The organism is Variovorax sp. KK3 (assembly GCF_001984055.1).
GTDB lineage: Bacteria > Pseudomonadota > Gammaproteobacteria > Burkholderiales > Burkholderiaceae_C > Variovorax.
This window is the reverse complement of the sequence record NZ_LYVO01000016.1, coordinates 1-21,662: the sequence shown is the minus strand read 5'-3', so window position 1 is coordinate 21,662 and position 21,662 is coordinate 1. Positions and strand designations below refer to the sequence as shown.

The following is a 21,662-nucleotide window of genomic DNA, read 5'->3' as shown; positions in this document are numbered from 1 at the left end:
GCGATGTCAGCGCTCGGCGATGTAGTGCTGCATCGTCACCGTCTCGCCTTCGCGCAGGAACATCCGCACGCGCGCCTCGACCTCCTGGTCGGCCAGCGTGGCGCGCGCCCGCTGGTGCAGGTAGTCGGCCCACGACGCGACGATGAAGCGCTCGACGTAGCGCGACGGATCGCCCAGGTCGCGATAGACGCGCCACAGGGTCGCGCCGTCGCGGCGCCGCGAGGCACGCAGCTGCGTCGCGGCATTCAGGAACTCCTCGGCTTCGCCGGGGCGGATGCGATAGCCGATCTCGACCGACACCGGGCCGTCGTCCGGCAGCGGCTGGTTCTTGATGAAGAGGTCTTCCCACAGCGACACGGGCGTGACCTCCTGCGAGGCGCCCATGCGCAGCGGCAGCCAGCGGGCCAGGAAGATGCCTGCCGCCATCGCGACCGCGGCGACGCTCAGCGCGATCGGCAGCCCGGTGATGCCCGACACCGCGCCCCAGAAGGCCGAGCCGATCGCGAACGAGCCCAGCGCGCTGACCGTGTGCAGCGCCACGGCCCGCGACCGTACCCATGGCGGCGCACTCGACTGCGTGGCGGTGTTGAAGGTGGCCATGACCGCCATCCACGCCGCGCCGCCGAAGGCCAGGGCGACGAAGACCACCGTGGGAATGCGCACGAACGCGGCGACGAGCATCACGATCGCGAAGACGAGGCAACCCAGCGCGACGAGCCGCTCGAGACCCAGGCGCGCACGCAGCTTGCCGAGCACCAGGCCCGTCGCCACCGCACCCGTGCCCAGGCAGCCCATGAGAAAGCCGAAGCCCGTGGCGCCCAGGTTCAACTGCTGCGCCGCGATGGCCGGCAGCAACGCCCACAGTGCCGAGCCGGTGCCGCTGTAGGCCACGGTTCGCACCAGCTGGGCCAGGATCATCGGCGAGTGCCTGGCGTAGCGCAGGCCCGCGATGGTGCCGCTCCACAGCCGCTCGGCCGGCAGCGGCGACTTCGCGTGCGGTGCAGGGGGCCAGCGCCGCACGGCCTGCATCATCACCAAGGCGCTCATCACGGCGACCACGAACACCCAGCCCGCGCCGAGCCATGCGAACACGAAGCCGGCGATCGACGGCCCCAGGGCCCGCGCGCTGTTCCACGCGATCGACATCGCGGTGATGGCCTGCGGCATGTCTTCGCGCGGCACGGAGTCGGCCACGCTGGTGTTCCAGGCGGGCGAGAGCAAGGCCGTGCAGCAGCCGGCGGCGAAGGTGAAGAGCAGCAGGGTCGCCGGCCCGGCCCATCCCGCCATGGCGAGCAGCGACAGGATCACGACGATGACCACCTGGACCGTCAGCGCCCTCAGGATCAGTTGCCGACGATCGGTGGTGTCGGCCAGCACGCCCGCCGGCAGCGCCAGCAGGAACATGGGCAGGAATACGGCCGTCTGCACCAGCGCCGCAAGAAAGGACGACCCCGTGAGCTCCACCATGAGCCATGAAGCGGCCATGACCTGCATGGCGTTGCCGGTGAAGTAGATGGCACTGCCGGTCCACAGGCCCCGAAAGGCGGGCAGGCGCAGCGACGACCAGAGGGAATTGGATGCGGAGGACATCGGGGGAGGTTCTGCCCGATTATGTCGGGCGTCCGTGACGGGCCTCCCCTGCCCGGCCATCAGGCCGGCGCGCTCGCGAAGACCAGGCCTTCGAGCGGCCGCAGCATCCGCCCTTCGTGCAGCGACGCTTCGCCGTCCGCATGGGTGGACGCCAGCAGCTCCGCATCGACTCCGAGCAGTTGCGACGGAATGGGCGCCGGCGTCGCGCCGAAGTTCAGCAGCACGACCAGCCGCCGCGCACCGTGGGCTCGGGCGTAGGCCAAGACCTCGGGCCCTGCAGCGAGCGGCGCGTAGCTGCCCTCGTGCAGCGCGGGTTCGCGTCGCCGCAGCGCGATCAGGCGCCGGTAGAGCGTCAACATCGACGATGCGTCTTGCGCCTGCGCCTCGACGTTGCCTTCGGCCCAGCCTTCCCCCAGCGGCAGCCACGGCGTGCCCGTCGTGAAGCCGGCATTGGGCTCGCCGCTCCAGCGCATGGGCGTGCGCACCGGGTCGCGGCCGAGGCCCTTGCCGGGCACGTTCTTCTCGGCCGGGTCCTGCACCCGGTCGGGTGGAATCGGCACGTCGGCCATGCCGAGTTCGTCGCCGTAGTAGAGCGTGGGCGTGCCGCGCAGCGTCAGCAGCAGCATCGCGGCCAGCCTGGCGCCCTGCGGGCCGACGCGGCTCGCGATGCGTGGCTTGTCGTGGTTGCCCAGCACCCAGTTCGGCGCGGCGCCCGGCGGCAGTGCGGCTTCGTACTCGCGCACGATGCGGTCGATTTCGGCGGGCAGCCATTTCGCGCCGACCAGCTGAAAGTTGAACGGCAATTGCACGCCCTGCAGCAGGCCTTCGGCATTGCGGCCGTAGTAGTGCATCAGGCGCGGAAGCGGAAGGTACAGCTCGCCGATCAGCACGCGGCTCGACGCCGGGTCGCTGAACGCATCGGTCACGCGCCGCATCTCGAACACGATGTCCTGCATGTCCGGCTGGTCGGTGTTGTGGATGGGCAGCAGCTGCAGCAAGGGGTTTTCGCCGGGCACGAAGGCCGGGTTGGCGGGGTTGTCCCGGAACAGCTCGTCCTTGATCAGGTCCGACAGCACGTCGACGCGGAAGCCGTCCACGCCGCGACGGAGCCAGAAGCGCAGCACCTCGAACATCGCTTCGCGCACTTGCGGGTTGCGCCAATTGAGATCGGGCTGCGCCTTCAGGAAGGAATGGCAGTAGTACTGCCCGCTCGCCTCGTCGAGCGTCCAGGCCGGCCCGCCGAAATGGCTGAGCCAGTTGTTGGGCGGCCCGCCGTCGGGCGCCGGGTCGCGCCACAGGTACCAGCCGCGCTTGGGGCTCTCGCGTGCGCTGCGGCTTTCGATGAACCACGGGTGGCGGTCGGACGTATGGTTGGGCACGAAGTCCAGAATCAACTTCAGGCCGCGGGCCCTGGCATCGGCAGCAAGCGCATCGAAGTCGGCCAGCGTGCCGAAGCGCGAATCGACGTCGCAGTAGTCGGAGATGTCGTAGCCGAAGTCGGCCATCGGCGAGGGATAGATCGGCGAGATCCAGATCGCATCGACACCGAGCGCCACCAGGTAGTCGAGCCGGCGCCGGATGCCGGCGAGGTCGCCGATGCCGTCGCCGTCGCTGTCCTGGAACGAGCGCGGATAGATCTGGTAGACGATCCCGTTTTTCCACCAAGCGTCGGCCGACATCGAAGTCCTTTGTTCTGGGGCTGGGTTTCGGGAAGTATGGCGGACCGCCTTCATTAGTTTCGCTGTGCCCCGCATCACTATTAAGAGTTTGCCCGGCTCCGAGCACGACCGTGAGAATCGTCGGCACCATGCCGCATCTCAGACACTTCGCCCGCGCTGCGCTTCTCGCGCTGACCTGCTTCGCAGCCACCGTCGCCAGCGCCGACTGGCCCGAGAAGCCGATTCGACTGATCCACAACGGGCCCCCGGGCACCACCGCGGACAACATCGCGCGCCTGGTCGCCGACCAGCTCTCCGCGCAGTTCCAGCAGCCCGTGGTGGTCGATGCGAAGCCGGGAGCGAATGGTGCCATCGCGGCGGACGCCGCAGCGCGCTCTGCGCCCGACGGGTACACCCTGTTCCTCGGGACCAACCCTGTCTTCGCGGTCAACCCGCACCTCTACGACATCCGCTACGACCCCTTCAACGACTTCGTGCCGATCTCGCAGGTCGTGGTCGCCCAGAACATGCTGGTGGTGCGGTCATCGCTGCCGATCAAGAACGTGGGCGAGCTCGTCGCCTATGCCAAGGCGAACCCGGGAAAGTTGTCCTATGGATCGTCGGGCACCGGAAGCATGATGCACTTGAGCGGCGAACTCTTTCAACGCGCCACGGGAACCGAGCTCGTCCACGTGCCCTACAAGGGCGGCCAGCCGGCACGCATGGACATGCTGGGCAACAACCTCGACCTGATGTTCGGCGACCTCGGCGCCATTCCGTTCGTCAAGGACGGCCGGCTCCGTGCGCTCGCCACCACCGGACCCACGCGGGAAGAGGCCATGCCCGACGTGCCGACCTTGCAGGAAGTCGGCTTGAAGGACTATTCGGTCACCGGCTTCTACCTGCTCGTCGCCCCGCGCGGCACGCCTGCACCGATCGTCACCCGTCTCAGCAATGCGGTCGGCACGATGCTGCGCCAACCCGACGTGCGGCAGAAGATCGTGGCGATGGGCAATCAGCCGGCCGGCGATGCGAGCCCCGCCTATCTGGCTGCCGCGCTTCGCGCGGACCATGCGCGCTGGGGCAAGGTCATCAAGGACGCGGGCATCTCCGCCAAATAGCCGAGCGAGAGAATGCGCCGGCGCTCACCGCGGCGCTAGACGGCGGTGAAGCCTTCCTGGTCGAAGTAGGCGTCGCGCCGTTCCTTGAATTGGCGGGTTTCGTCCAGCAGCCAGCGCTGGATGGTCGACAGCTCGGGATGCGACGAACTGCCGACGAACCAGTAGGCGGCCCGCGCGCGCACCCGCTTGCGAAACGGCGCCACCAGGCGCCCTTGCAGCAGATAGCCCTGCACGAGCGCGAGCCTTCCCATGGCGACGCCTTGGCTGCCGAGTGCCGCTTGCACTGCCAGCAACGACAAGTTGAACTGGGTGCCCTGGCGCAATTGCTCGGCCGGCAAGTCGACGTGCGCGGCGCGAAGCCACTGCGTCCATTCGTCGGTCAGGGCCGGCACCTCGAACGGGTCTGCGGCGTGCAGCAGATGCGCGCCGCGCAGGTCTTGCTCCGTTCGCAACTCGGGATGCGCCTCGATGAATGCCGGCGACGCGACCGGCACGAGCCATTCGTCGAGCAGGTCGACGCCATCCGCATGCTTGTCGTCGCCAGGCCCGAACCGGATCGCCGCTGCGACGCCTTCGCGGGCCATGCGCTTCAAATCGATGCCATCGGACTCTCCCACCACGCGCAGCGCCAGATAGGGGTGTGCGCGGTACAGGCTGCCCAGGCGCAAGGTCAGCCACAGCATCGCCAGCGACGGGGAGCAACTGATGTTGACGGGCTCGCCGGTGCTCGATGCGTGCAGACGGCTCAGCGCGAGTTCGAGGCCGCGAAACGAATCGCGCGTGGCCGAGACGAGTTGTTCGCCCGCGGGCGTGAGCGTGAGCCCCGAAGGAACGCGCAGGAACAGGGCGACGTTCAAGCGCTCTTCGAGCTTCTTCACTTGTTGGCTCACCGCCCCTTGCGAGACGTGGAGTTCCTCCGCGGCGCGGGTGAAACTGCCGCAGCGTGCGGCGGCGTCGAAGCAGCGCAGCCACGCGAGCAGTGAGGGGGAAAGAAAGGAAGACGGCGCGGGACTCATTACTTTCACTGGGGGTTGCCGCACTATAAATCCGTTGTGCCGCGCTTCTCGTGGGAGAAGAATGCCCCTCAACCAAACTGATGGGATCTTCTTCGATCATGCGAGTCTTCGTCGCCGGCTTCAAACACGAAACAAACACCTTTGCGTCCAATCGCGCCGACTGGGCGGCGTTCGAACGTGGCGAGAGCTTTCCCAAGCCCACGCATGGCCTGGCCACGCTGGAGATGATCTCGAAGGTGGACGTGTCGGCCACCGGCTTCGCGCGCGTGGCGAAGGAGCTTGGCTGGACGTTGGTGCCCAGCCTGTGGTGCGGCGCGGTGCCCTCGTCCTACGTCACGGACGCGGCGTTCGAGAAGATCTGCAGCGCCATCCTGCAAGACGTCGCCAAGCTGGACTTCGATGCCGTGTACCTGGAACTGCATGGCGCGGCCGCCACGGAATCGCTGGACGATGCAGAGGGCGAGTTGCTCCGGCGTGTCCGCGCCGCAGTGGGGCCGCAGATGCCCATCGTCGCGAGCCTGGATCTGCATGCGAACGTCACGCGAGCGATGCTGGAGCACGCCGATGCGCTCGTTGCATTCCGCACCTATCCGCACATCGACTACGTCAAGACGGGCGAACGCGCAGCCGAACTTCTGCAACGCATGGCGCGCCAGGGTGAACGCGAGCCGCTGGCGTTCGCGCGACTGCCGTTCCTGATTTCCGTGAGCGTACAAAGCACGTCCACCGAACCTGCGCACCGCTGCTACGAATTGCTGGAAGAACTCGACGCGCGCAATGGCACCGTGTCGTCGTTCTGCATGGCCTTTCCTGCCACGGATTTCGACGAGTGCGGCCCGACCCTCTGGTCCTACGGCGCGAAGGCACAGGAGACCGTCGCGGCACTCAACGCACACGTCGCCGAGCCGACACAGTGGCGCCTCACCGCCCTCGGTGCACGCGAAGGGGTGGACTACGCCTTGGAGCGTGCCCGCCGAAGCGCGCGAACCGCCGTCGTCGCCGACATGCAGGACAACCCTGGCGCGGGCGGCACGGCATCCACCACGGGCATGTTGCATGCGCTGCTCGAGGCCAAGGCCGGCGAAGCATTTCCGGGACGCGTCGCGCTCGGCGTGCTGTACGACCCTGATGCGGCCAGGCTCGCGCATGAGGCTGGCGTGGGGCGGACGATACGATGCGGCCTCGGCGAGTCGCTCGACACGCCCACGGGGCCGAGCGAAGCGCCGGTCGAAGGCGAGTACACGGTACGCGCCCTGTCCGACGGCGTCACGGTCTTCAAGGGCCCGAAGATGACCGGGTTCCAGACCCTGCTCGGCCCGAGCGCATGCCTGGAGATTGCGGGCGTTCTCGTCGTCGTCTCCAGCGGCCGGATCGGCACGCAGGACCGCGAACTGTTCCGCATGGTCGGCATCGAGCCCGAGACCATGAAGATCGTGGTGGTGAAAAGCTCGCACCACTTTCGCGCCGACTTCGAGTGCCTGGTCGAAGACCGCGCCAAAGACATCGTGATCGCCCATGCGACCGGGCTCTTCCCCGCAGACCCCGGATTGCTGAACTGGAAGAAGCTGTCGCCGGACACGCGCACCCGGCCCTGATGCGGCGTCGGGCTGCTGCAGCCGCGGCGGCCACTGATCCGAAAGCACGCGCCGCGCGTAGAAGAAGCTGAACATGCGTGGCAGGGCCACCCCAGGCACCCCCGCATCCGGCCGTCTCGCCTGGAGCATCCTTGATCCTCACCGCATTCTTCCGCGCAGCACGACTGATGCTGCCGGCCGCCCTCGGCCTGTGCATCGCCGGCTGCTCCGCCGTCGGCACCCTCAACGCCTTGACGCCTTCCGATGGCGCAACCGTCCGCAAGGACGTGGCCTATGGCGCCTTGCCGGCCCAGCAACTCGACATCTACACGCCGCCCGGCCAGGCGCCGGCTGCCGGATGGCCCGTGGTCGTGTTCTTCTACGGCGGCTCGTGGAACTCCGGCTCCCGCGCCGACTATCAGTTCGTCGGCAAGGCCATGGCCGCGCGCGGCGTGCTGACCCTGATCGCCGACTACCGGCTGTACCCGGCCGTGCGCTATCCGGAATTCCTGCGCGACAGCGCGCGGGCGCTTGCGTACGGATTCGAGAAGGCGGCCGCCCTCGGCGGCGACCCGAAGCGGGTGTTCGTCATGGGCCACAGCGCGGGCGGCTACAACGCTGCCATGCTGGCGCTGGACCCGCGCTGGCTCAAAGACGCCGGCCATTCGCCGGCGGAGCTGGCAGGCTGGATCGGGCTGGCGGGGCCCTATGACTTCTTCCCCACCGACAACCCCGACGCGCAGCCCGTGTTCTTTCATCCGAACTATCCGCCGAACGCACAGCCGATCGAGTTCACGCCCTCCAACGCACCGCGGAGCTTTCTGGGGGCGCCTACGGAAGACCGGCTCGTGAGCGTTCAGCGCAGCACGCTGCAGCTGTCGGGCAAGCTGCAGGCAGCGGGCGTGCCGGTGACCTTGAAGCTGTACAGGCGCGCCAGCCACACCACGCTCATCGGCGCCTTCGCTTCACCGCTGCGATGGGTGGCACCCGTGCTCGACGACGTGGTGGACTTCGTCGACGGCCGGGCGACTCACTGAAGCACGGCTTGCGCGTCGCGTTCACGCACGCGCATCGTCAACCCGACCGGCCCCATGGCGAGCTGCAGCAACTCGCGCGGCTCCTGGCCATCGGCCGTCGACACGTCCTCGATGTCGAAGCGGCCGAGCAGCGTCGCCATCGCCATCTTGATCTCGACCAGCGCCAGGTAGCGCCCCGGGCAGATGCGCGGACCGGCGCCGAAGGGCATCGAGATGCGCTTGGCATCGCTGGCGTTCTGCCGCGCCGGGTTGTCGGCCAGCCAGCGCTCGGGGTTGTAGCGCGAGGCATCGCGAATGTGCGCCTCGCTGGTCGCATCGCGCCGCATGACGGCAATGACGAGCGCGCCTTCCGGAACGAGCACGTCGCCCAGCGTGGTGTCGCGCAGCGCCTGCATGGTGTTCTGCGGCGCCACCGGCTTCAGGCGCATGGCTTCGTGCGCGCAGGCTTCCACGTAGTCGAGCTGGCCGATCTGGTCGATGTCGGGCGGCTCGCCGTCGGGGCACACGCGGCGCACCTCGGCGGTGGCCCTGGCCAACGCCTGCGGGTTCTGCCACAGCAGGTGGATCATCCAGGCGATCGTGTTGGCGGTGGTGTCTTCGCCCGCCAGCAGCATGGTGAGCACGTTGCCCGCCACCTGCCTGTCGTCCATGCCGCTGCCGGGCTCTTCCGACGCGACGAGCATGGCTTCGAGCAGGTTGCCCGGATGCTCGCGCACGGTCGGGTCGGCTTGCAGCCGCGCGCGCCCCTGCGCGATGAAGCCGTCGACGGCCGCGTTGACTTCGGCCACGCTGCGCACCAGGGCGCGGTCTTCGGCCGACGGGAACCAGCGCCAGAGCGGGAGCGGCGCGAAAATCCGCTTGAACACGGCCGGGAAGATGCGGTTCAGATGCGCCTGGATCACGTCGCCATCGCTTTGCAGCGTGTTGACCTCGGCGCCGAACGCCAGGCCGGCGATCGCGTCGACCGTGAAGCGCATCAGGTCGGCCCGCAGGTCGATGGCGGTGCCCTGCCGTGCGGCCTGCTGCCAGCGCTGGGCCAGACGTTGCGCGACGCGTTGCAAGGCGGGGTGATAGCGCCGGACGTGCCCGGGATCGAAGCCCGCCATGACCATGCGCCGCTGGCGCCGCCACATGTCGCCATTGGCACCGAAGACGCCGCCCATGAGCCCGAGTTCGGTCCACACCTGTTCGAGCTTGGAGGTGCGGCGAAAGCCATCGGGCCGGTCGCGCAGCGCGCTGGCGATCAGTTCGTGGTCGCCCACCACCACGGCGCGTCGCGGGCCCAGCCGCAGCTTGTAGATGGGGCCGTAGGCCTTGCACCAGTCTTCGAGCTGCAGGTGCAACCGCGTGGAATCGACCTGGAGCAGATTGCCGAACACCGGCACGCCGCGGGGGCCCGGCAGGTCGTCGAACTGCCGCAACCGGCTCGCGACGGCGCTCATGGCGATCCCATCCGCTTGTGGCTGGATGATCGAAGGTCGAGATGCATGGCTGCCTCCATCCGATGGTGCCGTCGGGGTGGTCTGCGCGCGCCACGATCGGCGCTCGAAATCATAGGAGCACGCGTGTGCCCTGTCACGCGGCGGCGTGGTGCGGCGCCCGCCATGCCGCTTGCGAGGCCTTGTCCTACCTCGTTGCGCACCCCGCGCCCCGCGCGCGCGGTGCCGTAGGCCATGGATAAGGCGATCCATGAAGATTTTCAAGACGACAAACATCGTGGCTGCCGCGGCGGCTTGCATTGCTGTTTCGGCCGCGTCGGCCGCACAGGTCCAGGCCAGCGGCAAGACCTTGGCCAGCTCGCAGCTCGCGACCGACGTGCTCAACAAGATCGCCGAGTACGTGAAGACCAGCGGTGGCTGCGCCGCGCTCGACGCGGTGAACATGGAAGTGCTGCCGCGCAGCTACGTCCCTCGGCAACCAACGATGCCTGCAACCGCCCGCGGCGGGCATTTCGAACGCTGGAGCATCGACGCGTGCGGTAGCCGGCAGCAGTTCCAGGTTGGCCTGTGGCCGTCGCCGCAGGGCGGCAGCGACTTCGCGGTGACGCCGCTCTCGGCCCGCGCGCCGGCGGCACCCACGGCCGGCGCCGCGCAAGCGCCGCCGCTGTCGGCCTGGCACGGCCGCTATGTGTGGGAAGAAGCGCTGGGCCGTGTCGGTGGCTCGTCGCCGACCGACAGCGTCGCGATCTTCATCACCTACACGCTGTCGCTCGGGCCCGGCAATGGCTCGACCGGCTGCACGCTCGACGCCGAGGGCTACCAGACCAACGAGCGCATGCTGTGTACGGCGACGCCTTCGGGGCCGTCGCTGGTGGTCAAGTTCTACAAGTTCGGGCCCGACAACGTGCGCGGGCGCCACACGACGGGCGAGCGCCTGTTGACGCTGACGCGCGATGGCGGCGGCATCGCGACGCAGCTCGAAGGACTGAAGCCCGCCAGCGATGCGTCGGCGCGCAAGGGGCGGCTTTTCAGGAAAGTAGGTTGACGGGGAACATGCGACGGGTTCCTGCGTTGCCGCAGGAACATGCCGGCGCGGTCCGCCATTCGCTTCGGCGCGCGTCCGACATGGCGCGGTGGCCGACGCGAGCAGGCTGTTGCCACCCCAAATCCATGTCTTTGCGAGGGCGAGCACCATGATCCGCAAGCTGGCATCAGGCCAATTCCGCCTGTATTCGCGCAAGGTCGATCCCAAGACCGGCAAGCGCCGCAACCTCGGCACCTTCGACACGCGCCCGCAGGCCGAGCAGCACGAGCGCGAGGTGCAGTACTTCAAGCGCCACGCTTGATGGCATGACGGTGCATTGCCATGTCGACGCCAAACGCTTCACGCCGCCTCGCTGCGCTGTCGCTGACCATCGCAGCCGTGGCTTCCGGCTGTGCCTTCGCCCCTACGCCGCGTGATGCGGCGCCGCAGGACGCAGCCCCTGCGTCGTCACCGCCCTCCGCCACGGTGACGCCGACGCCCAAGTCCTCGTCGGCGAGCAAGTCGAGCAACGAGGGCGGCGGCGGCAAGCAGGTCGGCAAGGCGTCGTTCTATGCCGACAAGTTCGCGGGCCGCAAGATGGCGGACGGCACGCCCATGGACCCGAAAGACAACAACGCCGCGCACAAGACACTGCCGCTGGGCTCCACGGCCAAGGTGACCAACCTCGAAACGGGGCGCAGCGCGGTCGTCACCATCCAGGATCGCGGCCCGTTCGTGAAGGGCCGCATCGTCGATCTGTCGCCTGCCACGGCAAAGGAGATCGGCTTGTCGAAGGAAGACGGCGTGGCCAAGGTCGAGGTCACGCCGCTATCGACGCCACCGGCCGAAGGCACGAAAGCTGGAGGCCCTGCGAGGTAGGAGGCGAAGGAGGAGGCGAAGACCCCATCGAGGCGCGCCCTACTTCAGCACCTGGAACAAGTTGTTGAAGTCGTCCGTCCACGGCCTGAGCCGCTCTCTCGGCTCGAGGCCCGCAGTGGCGCCGCGCAGGGGCTCGCGCAACAGCACGCGGGGGTCGCGGGCCACGATCACCCAGTCGCTCGAATCCAGGCCCGTCAGCCTGCTGGGCGCATCGTCGACCAGTGCCGCGTACAGGCCCTTGGCCTGCGCGATGCGCTCCACCACGGGGGCAAGTTCGAGGTAGCGGTTGCTGACGTGGAAGGCGATCACGCCGTCGGGCTGCAAATGCCGCAGGTAGACGTCCATCGCCTCGGTGGTCATCAGGTGGACCGGAATCGAATCGCCCGAGAACGCGTCGACCGCGAGCACGTCGAAGCGCTGCGGCGGCTCGGCCTGCAGCGACAGCCGGGCATCGCCGAGCACGCGCTCGATGTGCGCGGCGCTGTCGGCGAGAAAGCTGAACTCGCGATCGGCCAGTTGAAAGACCGCGGGGTTGATCTCGTAGAAGCGGTAGACGTCACCGGGCCGGCCATAAGCCGCCAGCGTGCCGACACCCAGGCCGATGAGCCCCACGCGGCGCGGGCCCAGTGGCGCGGCGGCGATCGCGCGGCCGATGCCGGAGTTGCGGCCGTAATAGCTGGTGGGCTCGCGGCGAAGATCGGGCGCGAGAAACTGCTCGCCGTGCTTGGTGGAGCCGTGGTACATCTTGCGCGACGGGCCCTTGACGCCGGCACGCGTCTCGCTGGTGAGCAGCGCGCCGTAGAAGTTGCGCTCCATGCGCCACTGGCCCCGCATGTCGTTCTGCACCTGCTTCGACAGGAACCACGCGCAGCAGCCGGCCACGGCCAGCGAAGCCACGATGCCGATCGGCCTGCGCCGCCACAGCACGGCAGCGACCATGCCGCACAGCACCAGCCCGATGCCCAGTTCGTAGTAGGCCGGCAGCACGTGCGGCGCGACCAGCCCCACGCTCACGCCGCCGATGGCGCCGCCCAGCGAGAGCATCAGGTAGAAGCGGGTCAGCCAGGCGGGTGCAGGGCGCAGCCGGGCCATTTCGCCATGCAGGAACATGCACAGCGCGAACAGGCCGACCACGTAGATCGGCAAGGCGAACTTGATGTCGGCGCCCACGCGGTGCTGCAGTCCGAAGGCGCACAGCACGAGCATCGCCGCCGCGAGCGGTACGAACACGGCCCGGCGGTACCACCGGTCGCTTTCGAAGCTCAGCACGAAGCTCAGCAGGTACACCGACAGCGGCAGCACCCACAGGAAGGGCACGGCCGCCACGTTCTGCGTGATGTGGTTGGTCATGGCCAGGAGCAGCCAGGAGCCGAGCGCCGGCAGCGCCAGCCACAGCAGATAGTCGGTGCCGCGCGGCTTGACCGCCGGCGGCGTCGGCGCATCGGTTGCGGCCGGTGCGGGGGCAGCCCAGTGGCGCGCCATGTACAAGGTGGTGCCACCGCACAGAAGCACGAACGCGACGTAGGCCGCCGACCAACCCCAGGCCTGCTGCAGCACCGAACTCCGCGGCTCCACCAGCAGCGGGTAGCACAGCAGCGATGCCAGCGAGGCCAGGTTCGACAACGAGAAGTAGCGGTACACCTGCGCGCCCCACGGCGTGCGAGCGACCCACGACTGCACCAGTGGCCCGGTGGTCGACAGCAGGAAGTACGGCAGCCCGATCGTGACGGCGAGCAGCGCCAGGATCCACAGCGCCGGATCTTCGGCGCCACCGGGCTTCCAGCGCGCGCTGGCGACGATCGGCAGGAAGGCCAGACTCGCGAGCAGCAGCGCCACGTGTACCCGCGCCTGCGTGCGCACGCGCAGCCGCCGGGTGGTCCAGTCGGCATAGGCGTAGCCGGCGAGCAGCACGACCTGGAAGAAGACCATGCAGATCGACCACACCGCGGCCGAGCCGCCGAACCACGGCAGGATCTGCTTGGCGATGAGCGGCTGCACCAGGAACAACAGGAAGGCGCTGGTGAAGATGGTGGCGGCGACGAGGACCTGGACGTGAACGGGCTTCATGCGGGGGCCTGGACGGCGGCGATGCAGTAAGGGTGATCGCTTATACGGCCGCGCCGCGACCCCGCTTGCAGGAATTCATCCAGCCCTGGCCCGCTGACGACGCCGTTCACCTGCCATCCGATAGTGGGATATAAACCGCGAACACCATGCACACCGATGGCCTCGTCAGCGCCAAGATCCAGGCACCTCGCTTTCGCAGCGGCTTGATCGACCGCCGCGCTCTGGAGGAATCGCTCGACGACGCGCTCGCGAACTGCCGCCTGGTCCTGCTCGTGGCGCCGGCAGGCTACGGCAAGACGGCCGCATTGTCCCGGCAGGTGCGGCGCCTGCCGGCAAGCCACGCAGTCGCCTGGATCTCCGTCGACAAGGATGATGATCTTCGCCGCCTGCTCGGCTACCTCATCGAGGCACTGGACCCCATGGACCCGCCATGGCGCGTGGCGCCCGAGGCCTTGTTCGACCTTCTGGCGCAGCACAAGCTCAAGGACGCAGTGGCGGCCTTGGCCAGCACGCTGCAGGCCACCAGCACGCCCTTCGGCGTGATCGCGCTGGACGACCTGCATGCCGTGGCCGACCCTCTCGTCGTCGAGTTTCTCGATCGGCTGATCGAGCAGCTGCCGCACAACTGGACGCTCGTGCTGTCCACGCGCCATGAGCCGAAGCTGTCCCTGGGTCGGTGGCTGGCTCGCCGCGAGCTGGCGATCTTCGACGAAAGCGCGCTCGGTTTCTCCGAAGACGAGGTGCGCGACCTGTGGCGCAGCACCACCGGGCAAGATGATCACGAGCAGGCGCAACAGCTGTTCGAGCGAACCCGCGGCTGGCCAGCCGGCCTCTGCCTGAGCCTCGATACCTCGAGGCGATCGGCCGATGGCGCGCCGAAAGGCACCTGGCAAAGCCGACGGAACCTGTTCGACTACCTGGCCAGCGAGGTGCTGGCGAATCTTCCGCAGGACATGCAGCAGTTCCTGCTGCGCTGCTCCGTGCTGGCCGAACTCACCGCGCAGCGCTGCGAACGCGTCAGCGGGCAGCCGCGCGCGAGCGCGCTGCTGGAAGAGATCGAGCGCCGGAGGCTGTTCGTTTCCGTGCTCGACAGCGAGCCACTGACGCTGCGCCTGCACGACCTCTTTAGAGATTTCCTCGAAGAACGGCTGCGCCGCGAGTTCCCCGACGAGTTGCCGGCGTTGCTCTGCCTGGCGGCGCAAGGCGAACCCGACCCGGTGCGGCGCACCCTCACCTACCTGCGCGCAAATGCGTGGGGCGAGGCGCAACAGAGCCTGGCCGACGCCGCGCCCGACATGATCATCCGCGACGAGGGCGTGCAACTGACACGCATGATTGCGCAGTTCCCCGGTCACATCCAGACAGGGTCGCCGCAGCTTGCCTTCGCGCGCGGCCTGCATGCGTTGCGCCACGACCAGTACCACGCAGTGCGCTCGGACATGGCGTTTGCGGCCGCCGGTTTCGAGTCGGACGGGCGGCCTGGCGAGGCCCAGCGCGCGCGGGCCATGCAAGCGCTGGCCACGATGTTCTGCGGCGATTTCGAAGAAGCGCGGCGCCTGGGCCAGGAGGTGCGCGCGCAGGCCATGGACCTCGAGGCCGAGACGATCAGCGAACTGCTCGACCTCTGGTACGAGGGCTATCACGGCCCGCACGATGGGCCGAGCCATCGGCTCGCGAGGGTGATCGACCTGCTCTCGCAACAGAACAGCGCGGAGCTGTGGTCACGCTGCCTTCCCAACATCTTCCCGTTCATCGCACATCCTGGCATGGGCGCGCAGGTCCGGCGCATGGTCGACGGCGCCAAGCTGGCGGCCGTCGACGGGCATGAATCGCTGCGAGCAACTGCGAACGTCACCGAGGCTTGGCGGCTTCTGTTCCTGGGCGACTTTCCGGCGTTGGAATCCTTGATCCGCACGATCGAGGACGACGTTCGCTGGCTGTGCCAGCCTCCTGGCCTGCAAGCGCGACTGCTCAACGTGATGATCGCGTACCACGTGAGCCGCGACGACAAGGAAGCCGTAAGGGCGACTTTCGACGCCATCACGTCCCGGATCGCGCAGATGGACCCGTCCAGCGCCTTGCCCGTGATGCTGCTTCGCCTCGCCTTGAGGGCGCTGGCTGCCGCCGGCGACTGGCAACGGGTGCGCCAGCATCTGGCCACGCTCGAGCATGCGGACGACCACGGCGACCTCCAGGTCCGGCCCTTGGTCGGAACCATCCATGCCCAGCTGGCCCTTCAGGAAGGACGCCTGGCCGAGGCCCTGGCCGGCTTTCGCGAACTGGCCGACAGCACCGTGCTGCCGGAGCCGACATTGCTCAAGATGCTGATCCGAACACGGCTGGCACTCGCCGAACTGGAGAACGGCTCGCCTTCGGCAGCGTGGCAGGTGCTCGAGCACGTGATCGACCAGACGGCCGAAAGCGGCAACGTCGGCCAGTTGCTGGCCACGGGCATACCCACGCTGGAAGCGCTTGCGCACGCCGGATGGAGTGGCGTGGCTTCCGAGGAAAAGCTCGCATCATTGCGGCAATGGATCGGCACCGCGCGCCAGTTCAAGACCGGTTCGGCGACCGCCGAAGCGCCTCACGCGCCAGCGAGCAACGACGCCAGCCTCAGCCCCAGGGAGTTGGAGGTTCTCGAACTGATCGCCGGTGGCCAGAGCAACAAACTGATCGCGAAGCGCCTCGACCTGAGCCCGCACACCGTCAAGCGCCACGTGGCGCGCATCCTCGATCGGCTCGATCTGGAGTCGCGGCTGCAGGCGGCCAACTGGTACCGCGCGCACATCGCGGCCTGAACACGGGCGCGCCAGCGTGCGCTGGCGACGATCGGCAGGAATGCGAGGCTTGCCAAGCCAGGCGATTCACCGCTGCGTCTGCAGAAAGCCGAACAGGTAGTTGCTGATCGTGGCCATGCGCACGTCGTTGCTCCTGCTGGGCGGCGGCGGGCCGGCCGGCGCGGTGAGCCTGGCACCCGTGACGCCCTGCACGTCGCCTGCCGACTTGCCGTACTTCATGAACTTGCTCGACAGCGCATTGCGAGCCGAAGTGCGGAGGTTGGTCGACCTCGGAGCCGCCGAGATGTACTCGACGATGCCCATGCCGGCTTCCTTGGTGGCGATCTTGATCGGGCTGTCGACACCTTTGGCCTGGGCACTGTTGGTGAAGGCGGCCAAGATCAACTTCTGATCGTCGTTCACCATGCCGGACGCCTTGGATGAATTCTTCACCCAATGCTCGAAGATGTCGTTGCGCTTGGACAGCGCATTGGCGTCTCCGCAGGCCTTGGCCTTGGCGAGCACGGCTTCGATCTTCTTGACGCGAACTTCGACGCCGGGAGAGCGGCCCACCACGGCGCCCGGCTTGATGACCGCATCGCACCAATCCAGATAGGCCTGCTTCATCCGTTCGGGCGCACCCGTCCTCGCGAGGGCGAGACGGCCGTCTCTCGAATCCCAGCCTTGAGAGAAGACTTCGTTGAAGCTGCTGCCGTCCTGCAGCTTGATCTGCCGAAGCCGATTGACGTCATTCTTGGCGGATTCGGTCGACGCCAGTCCGTTGGGAAGCGAAAGGCCTGTCACCTTCTGATAGTTGGCGCCAGCGGAGGGATCGCTGCGCGCCCAGTATTGCTTGCAGTTGCCCGAGAACACCGCCCGGATCAGGCCCGCGCACATGTTGCACGGCTTGAGTGTCGAAAACAGCATGGCGCGGCCGGGCACCAGCCCCTTGATGGACAACAAGGCACGCACTTCAGCGTGGCCGCAGCCGTGTTCGCCATGCGACTTCTTGCCCATGGCGACGATCAGGCCGCGCTCGTTCGCCACCAGCGCGACGACGGACGCGTTGGCTTTTTCTTCCAGGACCAGCGCAGCCATCAAGTACAGGCGCGGGATGTTGTGATAGCCCCTGCTGTTGGGCGCGAAGATGTCACCTGCATCGAGCGGGCCCGGGCTGTCGGGCGGCGGTGCACCGGCCAGCGAGACCTCGTGAAGGTTGCCCCGCAATCCGCCTGCCTTGGCAGCCGAGGTCTGCTGCCAGATCGACGTCTGGAAACTTCCGAGCGCCGATGAAGCCAGGCTGATCAACCCGCTGGCTGCAGTCATCCACGACTGATCGAGCTTGTAGCTGCTGTGGACTGCGGTCTTGTCCCAACCCTGATCGAAGGCGTAGGCCAGCATCAGGTAGGCGGGGTCGATGTTGCCGTTCTTGGCCTTGTCCTGCACGGCAAAGTATCCGTCGCCGAAGGGCGAGGTCACCCATGCATGGGCCGCGCTCGGAAGGCCCGTGGCTTTGCTGACGTTGAACATCGTCTGCCTCCTGTGGACGCATTTGCGGGCGAAATCATAGACCCGCAACGCCCCGTCGGCAGTGAACTCTTTCAGCCCATGCGACAGCGCCCTCGAAGAGGGCGCTGCCGTCAGCTGAGCACACGCCCCTCGAGGCGTGTGCCACGCCGCAGATCAGTAGCGGTTGTTGCCGCCGCGGTAGCCGCCGCCACCGCCGTCACCACGGCCGCCGCCGTAGCCGCCGCCCGAACCGCCCGAACGCGATTCCATCGGGCGAGCCACGTTGACCGTGAGTGCGCGACCGTCGAGGTCCTTGCCGTTCAGGCCTTGAATGGCGGCTTGCGCTTCTTCGGCCGAGCCCATTTCGACGAAGCCGAAGCCCTTGGAGCGACCCGAATCGCGTTCCATCATGACCTTGGCGGAGTTGACGCGGCCGAAGGCTTCGAAGCGCTGCTGCAGCGAGTCGTCGCGGACGGAGTAGGAGAGATTGCCGACGTAGAGTTTGTTGTCCATGAGTGTTCCTGGTGAGGTGTTCAAGCCCGGAGGGGCCTTGTTGAAGAAGGGGTGGATATGGATAGGGGCAGCCGGCTAGGCCAGCTGGTTGCTCAGCACGAAGTGGCGGCCGTTGGCCAGGGCATAGCGCGCGGCTCGCGCCGCGCTGCTGAAGCTGCCCTTGAGCCGATAGACGCGATCGTGCATGCCGCGGCGAATGGATACCGACGCGGCGTACTGGCCAGCCTCGGTGACTTTCGTCATCGGTGTGACGAGGTATTTGCCCACCTCGTGGGCTTCGAATGGTTGCATGTGTCCTGAAACGACGGCCCGCTCGCGCGGTGACCGAAGACGCAACTGCAGCAGCTCGATGAGCCAGCAGGGGCGCTTGATAAAACGGGGGAAGGAGATCGGTCCGGGTTGTTTTTTGAAGAACGGACCAACGACGACGCTCGTCAAAAGGGATGTGACGTTCGGCCGGCAGGAGGGAAACTGCGAGGCCGGGACCTGTATGGCCAGCGGCTGATGCGAGGTGTCAATCAAGGACTGAGGCAACGAGCACGCCGCAGTCGATCGGGGGAGTGTAGGTGATTTATCGGTGCAGTGCCGTTTTGCGTTGCATCCGTGCCGATTTGCCGCCGAATGCGCGGCAGGCTATGCGGGCCCGGCCGCCCGCGAAAACATCTGCGCCCCCTGTGAGCGAAGCAATCCGAGCAGGCGCTGCGCGGCCGGCGACAGGTAACCCTCTTTTCTGTAGGTCACTCCGAGGAGGCGCTTCAGGGTCGTCTCTTTCAGGGCCACCTCGCGCAGCGATCCGTATTGGCCACCGGCTTCCAGGTTGTGCCGCGACAGGAAGCTCAGCATGTCGGTGCGTGCGATGAGGCGCGGCAGCAGCGGAATCGAATTGGCGTTGAGCTGAACCGTCGGCGCGGGCAAGGCGCGCGAGCGAAAGGCCGCGTCGAGCCACTGCCGGCTGGGGATGTTGTCGCCCGGCAGCACCCAGCGCCACTGCAGCAAGGTCTTCATGCTCACGCGCTTGTGCGCGAACACCGGGTGCTCGCGGCGCGCCGCGACGACCACCACGTCCTCGACGATCGGATGCGTCACGAACGCGGGGTCCGCCTCGGGCATCAGGCCGATCAGCAGGTCGATGACCCCCTCGCGCAGCTGCTCGCGCAGAGCCATGCTCGGCGCGATCGTGATGTCGATGGTGGTGTCGGGCGCCTCGGCCAGCAGCAGGTTGCAGACCTCGGGCAGCACGTGGTCGGCCGCGATCGGCCCGCTGCCGATGCGCACGTGCCCCGCGTTGCCGCGCGCGAAGTCGCTGACTTCGCGCAAGGCCTCTTCCGTGGCGCCGCGCAGCTGGCGCGCACGCGCGAGCAGCACCTCGCCGACCGGTGTGAGGCGGATGCCGCGCCCCCGGCGCTCGAACAGCGCGCTGCCGAAGGACTCCTCCAGCCGCTGCACCGCCTTGGTCAACGCGGGCTGCGTGCGGCCCAGCCTGTCGGCCGCCTGGCCCACATGTCCCATCTCGGCCACGGCCTCGAAATAGCGAAGATCGCGCAACTGCAGGTCCATTCATAGCTCCGAGGAATCGAAAGATGAACATTATCGAATGGACGGAATGAATGCGAGTTTTCAGAATCGCGGCAACCCATTCAACAGGAGACCGAACATGCATTCCAGCCGACGCACCTTCGTCGCCCTCGCAGCCCTCGGCGCGCTGGCGCTGACCACCACCGGCGTTGCCGCGCAAGCGACCTTCCCCGCCAAGCCGATCAAGCTGGTGGTGCCCTTCCCGCCCGGCGGCGGCACCGACTTCGTCGCGCGCCTGCTGGCCGAGAAGCTCACCAGCCAATCGGGCTGGACCGTGGTGGTGGACAACAAGCCGGGCGCGGGCGGCAACATCGGTCTCGATGCGGTGGCCAAGGCCGCGCCCGATGGCTACACCATCGGTTTGGGGCAGACGGCCAACCTGGCCATCAACCCCTGGCTCTACCCCAAGATGCCTTTCGACCCGCTGAAGGACTTCGCGCCGATCGGCGCGGTGTCGGCGCAGCCGGTGGTGCTGATCGTCAACGCCAGTTCTCCGCACAAGACGCTGGCCGACGTGGTGGCGGCTGCGAAGGCGAAGCCCGAATCGTTGCGCATCGGTCTGGCGGGCAACGGCACGGTGGGCCACCTGGCCGGCGAGATGCTCGAGCGCCGTGCCGACATCCGCATCCTGAACGTGCCGTACAAGGGCGCGGGCCCGGCCATGACGGACCTGCTCGGCAACCAGGTCGAGCTCAACTTCGCGAGCACGGCCGCGGCGATTCCGCAGTTGACCGGCGGCAAGGTGCGCGGGCTCGCGGTGAGCAGCAGCAAGCGCGTCACCAACGTGCCCTCGCTGGCCAACGTGCCGACGGTCGCCGAGTCGGGCTACCCCGGCTTCGATGCGATCACCTGGACCGGACTCGTCGCACCGCCCGGCACGCCGGCGGCCGTGGTCGAACGCATCAATGCCGAAGTGCAGAAGGTGCTCCAGCTGCCCGACACCGTGCACAAGCTCGCGCTCGAAGGCAGCGTGCCGACCGGCGGCAGCCCAAGCCACTTCGCGGGCTACGTGCGCGAGGAGCACAAGAAGTGGGGCACGCTGATCCGCGAGGCCAACATCCGCCTCGACTGAGCCCTGCCCTCGCTTCGATCCTGAAAGAACGCCCATGAGCTTCACCGTCTTCGTCACCGCGCCCCGGCTCGCCGCCCCGGGTGCCGCCCTGTTGGCCCAGCAAGGGGCGCGCGTGCTCTACCTCTCGCAGGCCGACGACCCGATCGAGGTCGAAGGCATCCTGGCCGCGCAGCCGGTCGACGCCGTGATCTCGCGCACGGTCGCGCTGTCGTCCCGCGCCATCCGGTCGTGCCCCACGCTGAAGGTCATCTCCAAGCACGGCGTCGGCGTGAGCAACATCGATGTCGAGGCGGCCAGTGCGCGCGGCATCCCGGTCTACGTGACGCCGGGCACCAACGCGCAGTCGGTCGCCGAGCTGACCCTGGGCCTGATGTTCTCGGCCGCGCGCCGCATCGCATGGATGGACGCCGAGCTTCGCGCCGGCCGCTGGACGCGCGCGCAGGACGGCGTGGAGCTGTGCGGCCGCACGCTCGGCCTCGTCGGTTTCGGCCAGATCGGCCAGCGCGTGGCGCGCGTGGCGCAAGCCCTCGGCATGGAGGTCGTCGCCTTCGATCCGATGCTGGCCGGCAAGCCGAGCCCGGTCGAGGGCGTCACGCTGGTGGACAGCCTGGACGCACTGCTGCCGCTGGCCGACGTGCTGAGCCTGCACGTGCCGCTGAACGGCCACACGCGCGGCATGCTGGGCGAGGCGCAGTTCGCGCGGCTGCCGCACGGCGCGATCGTCATCAACACCGCGCGCGGCGAGGTGATCGACGAGCCCGCCCTGGTCGCGGCACTGCGCGACGGCAAGCTGGCGGCCGCGGGCCTGGAC

General features: G+C 68.0%; 18 protein-coding genes. 9 read left to right on the top strand and 9 right to left on the bottom strand.

The features are described from left to right. Positions 1-6: 6 nt before the first annotated feature. Both B0W80_RS10140 and B0W80_RS10135 read right to left on the bottom strand, forming a co-directional pair. Positions 7-1,590 (bottom strand): MFS transporter, encoded by a 1,584-nt coding sequence (locus tag B0W80_RS10140; protein ID WP_076999008.1) that lies wholly within the window; start codon positions 1,588-1,590, stop codon positions 7-9. 59 nt (positions 1,591-1,649) lie between these two features. After that, a complete protein-coding gene (locus B0W80_RS10135; protein ID WP_076999007.1) occupies positions 1,650-3,269 on the bottom strand; it encodes an alpha-amylase family glycosyl hydrolase in 1,620 nt (539 codons plus the stop codon). Positions 3,270-3,397: 128 nt separating this feature from the next. Here B0W80_RS10135 and B0W80_RS10130 point away from each other — a divergent pair, with 128 nt between their 5' ends. Then, positions 3,398-4,369, top strand: a complete 972-nt coding sequence (locus tag B0W80_RS10130) for a tripartite tricarboxylate transporter substrate binding protein (protein ID WP_076999078.1) — start codon at positions 3,398-3,400, stop codon at positions 4,367-4,369. Positions 4,370-4,404: 35 nt separating this feature from the next. Here the strand turns inward: B0W80_RS10130 and B0W80_RS10125 are convergent, their stop codons facing one another. Next, entirely contained in the window at positions 4,405-5,385 is a 981-nt protein-coding gene (locus tag B0W80_RS10125) for a LysR family transcriptional regulator (protein WP_076999006.1), read from the bottom strand. 80 nt (positions 5,386-5,465) lie between these two features. Here B0W80_RS10125 and B0W80_RS10120 point away from each other — a divergent pair, with 80 nt between their 5' ends. Continuing rightward, a complete protein-coding gene (locus B0W80_RS10120) occupies positions 5,466-6,980 on the top strand; it encodes a M81 family metallopeptidase (protein WP_256856530.1) in 1,515 nt (504 codons plus the stop codon). A 167-nt stretch (positions 6,981-7,147) separates the two neighbouring features. Then, a complete protein-coding gene (locus tag B0W80_RS10115; protein ID WP_083745293.1) occupies positions 7,148-7,996 on the top strand; it encodes an alpha/beta hydrolase in 849 nt (282 codons plus the stop codon). Here the strand turns inward: B0W80_RS10115 and B0W80_RS10110 are convergent. Further along, positions 7,990-9,438, bottom strand: coding sequence for a cytochrome P450 (locus tag B0W80_RS10110; RefSeq protein ID WP_076999005.1), 1,449 nt, complete (start codon positions 9,436-9,438; stop codon positions 7,990-7,992). The two genes, B0W80_RS10115 and B0W80_RS10110, sit on opposite strands and share 7 nt — an antisense overlap. Positions 9,439-9,685: 247 nt before the next feature. Here B0W80_RS10110 and B0W80_RS10105 point away from each other — a divergent pair, with 247 nt between their 5' ends. From B0W80_RS10105 to B0W80_RS10100, 3 genes are all read left to right on the top strand, one after another. Continuing rightward, positions 9,686-10,480, top strand: a complete 795-nt coding sequence (locus B0W80_RS10105; protein WP_076999004.1) for a DUF5991 domain-containing protein — start codon at positions 9,686-9,688, stop codon at positions 10,478-10,480. A gap of 148 nt (positions 10,481-10,628) precedes the next feature. Next, complete coding sequence (locus B0W80_RS34810; protein ID WP_143684550.1) at positions 10,629-10,781, top strand: hypothetical protein; 153 nt, start codon at positions 10,629-10,631, stop codon at positions 10,779-10,781. A gap of 20 nt (positions 10,782-10,801) precedes the next feature. Next, positions 10,802-11,338: a septal ring lytic transglycosylase RlpA family protein gene (locus B0W80_RS10100; protein WP_083745284.1), complete on the top strand. Its 537-nt coding sequence runs from the start codon at positions 10,802-10,804 to the stop codon at positions 11,336-11,338. Between the two features lie 39 nt (positions 11,339-11,377). Here the strand turns inward: B0W80_RS10100 and B0W80_RS10095 are convergent, their stop codons facing one another. Further along, positions 11,378-13,405 carry a fused MFS/spermidine synthase gene (locus tag B0W80_RS10095; protein WP_076999003.1) on the bottom strand — a complete coding sequence of 676 codons (2,028 nt, stop codon included), beginning with the start codon at positions 13,403-13,405 and terminating at the stop codon, positions 11,378-11,380. 146 nt (positions 13,406-13,551) lie between these two features. Here B0W80_RS10095 and B0W80_RS10090 point away from each other — a divergent pair, with 146 nt between their 5' ends. Next, complete coding sequence (locus B0W80_RS10090; RefSeq protein WP_076999002.1) at positions 13,552-16,203, top strand: LuxR C-terminal-related transcriptional regulator; 2,652 nt, start codon at positions 13,552-13,554, stop codon at positions 16,201-16,203. 66 nt (positions 16,204-16,269) lie between these two features. Here B0W80_RS10090 and B0W80_RS10085 read toward each other — a convergent pair whose 3' ends face one another. The 4 genes from B0W80_RS10085 to B0W80_RS10070 all read right to left on the bottom strand — a co-directional run bounded on the left by B0W80_RS10085 (position 16,270) and on the right by B0W80_RS10070 (position 19,761). Next, positions 16,270-17,712, bottom strand: a complete 1,443-nt coding sequence (locus B0W80_RS10085; protein WP_076999001.1) for a Bd3614 family nucleic acid deaminase — start codon at positions 17,710-17,712, stop codon at positions 16,270-16,272. Positions 17,713-17,865: 153 nt separating this feature from the next. Further along, positions 17,866-18,204, bottom strand: a complete 339-nt coding sequence (locus B0W80_RS10080) for an RNA-binding protein (RefSeq protein WP_076999000.1) — start codon at positions 18,202-18,204, stop codon at positions 17,866-17,868. 75 nt (positions 18,205-18,279) lie between these two features. Continuing rightward, the gene (locus B0W80_RS36405) at positions 18,280-18,642 is read right to left on the bottom strand and encodes a hypothetical protein (RefSeq protein WP_306171845.1); all 363 of its coding nucleotides are present in this window, start codon (positions 18,640-18,642) and stop codon (positions 18,280-18,282) included. A 195-nt stretch (positions 18,643-18,837) separates the two neighbouring features. Beyond that, on the bottom strand, positions 18,838-19,761 hold the full coding sequence (locus B0W80_RS10070; protein ID WP_076998998.1) for a LysR family transcriptional regulator: 924 nt from the start codon (positions 19,759-19,761) through the stop codon (positions 18,838-18,840). A 97-nt stretch (positions 19,762-19,858) separates the two neighbouring features. Here B0W80_RS10070 and B0W80_RS10065 point away from each other — a divergent pair, with 97 nt between their 5' ends. Both B0W80_RS10065 and B0W80_RS10060 read left to right on the top strand, forming a co-directional pair. Further along, positions 19,859-20,851 carry a tripartite tricarboxylate transporter substrate binding protein gene (locus tag B0W80_RS10065; protein ID WP_076998997.1) on the top strand — a complete coding sequence of 331 codons (993 nt, stop codon included), beginning with the start codon at positions 19,859-19,861 and terminating at the stop codon, positions 20,849-20,851. 34 nt (positions 20,852-20,885) lie between these two features. Then, on the top strand, positions 20,886-21,662 hold a 777-nt coding region (locus tag B0W80_RS10060), incomplete at its 3' end, for an NAD(P)-dependent oxidoreductase (RefSeq protein WP_076998996.1).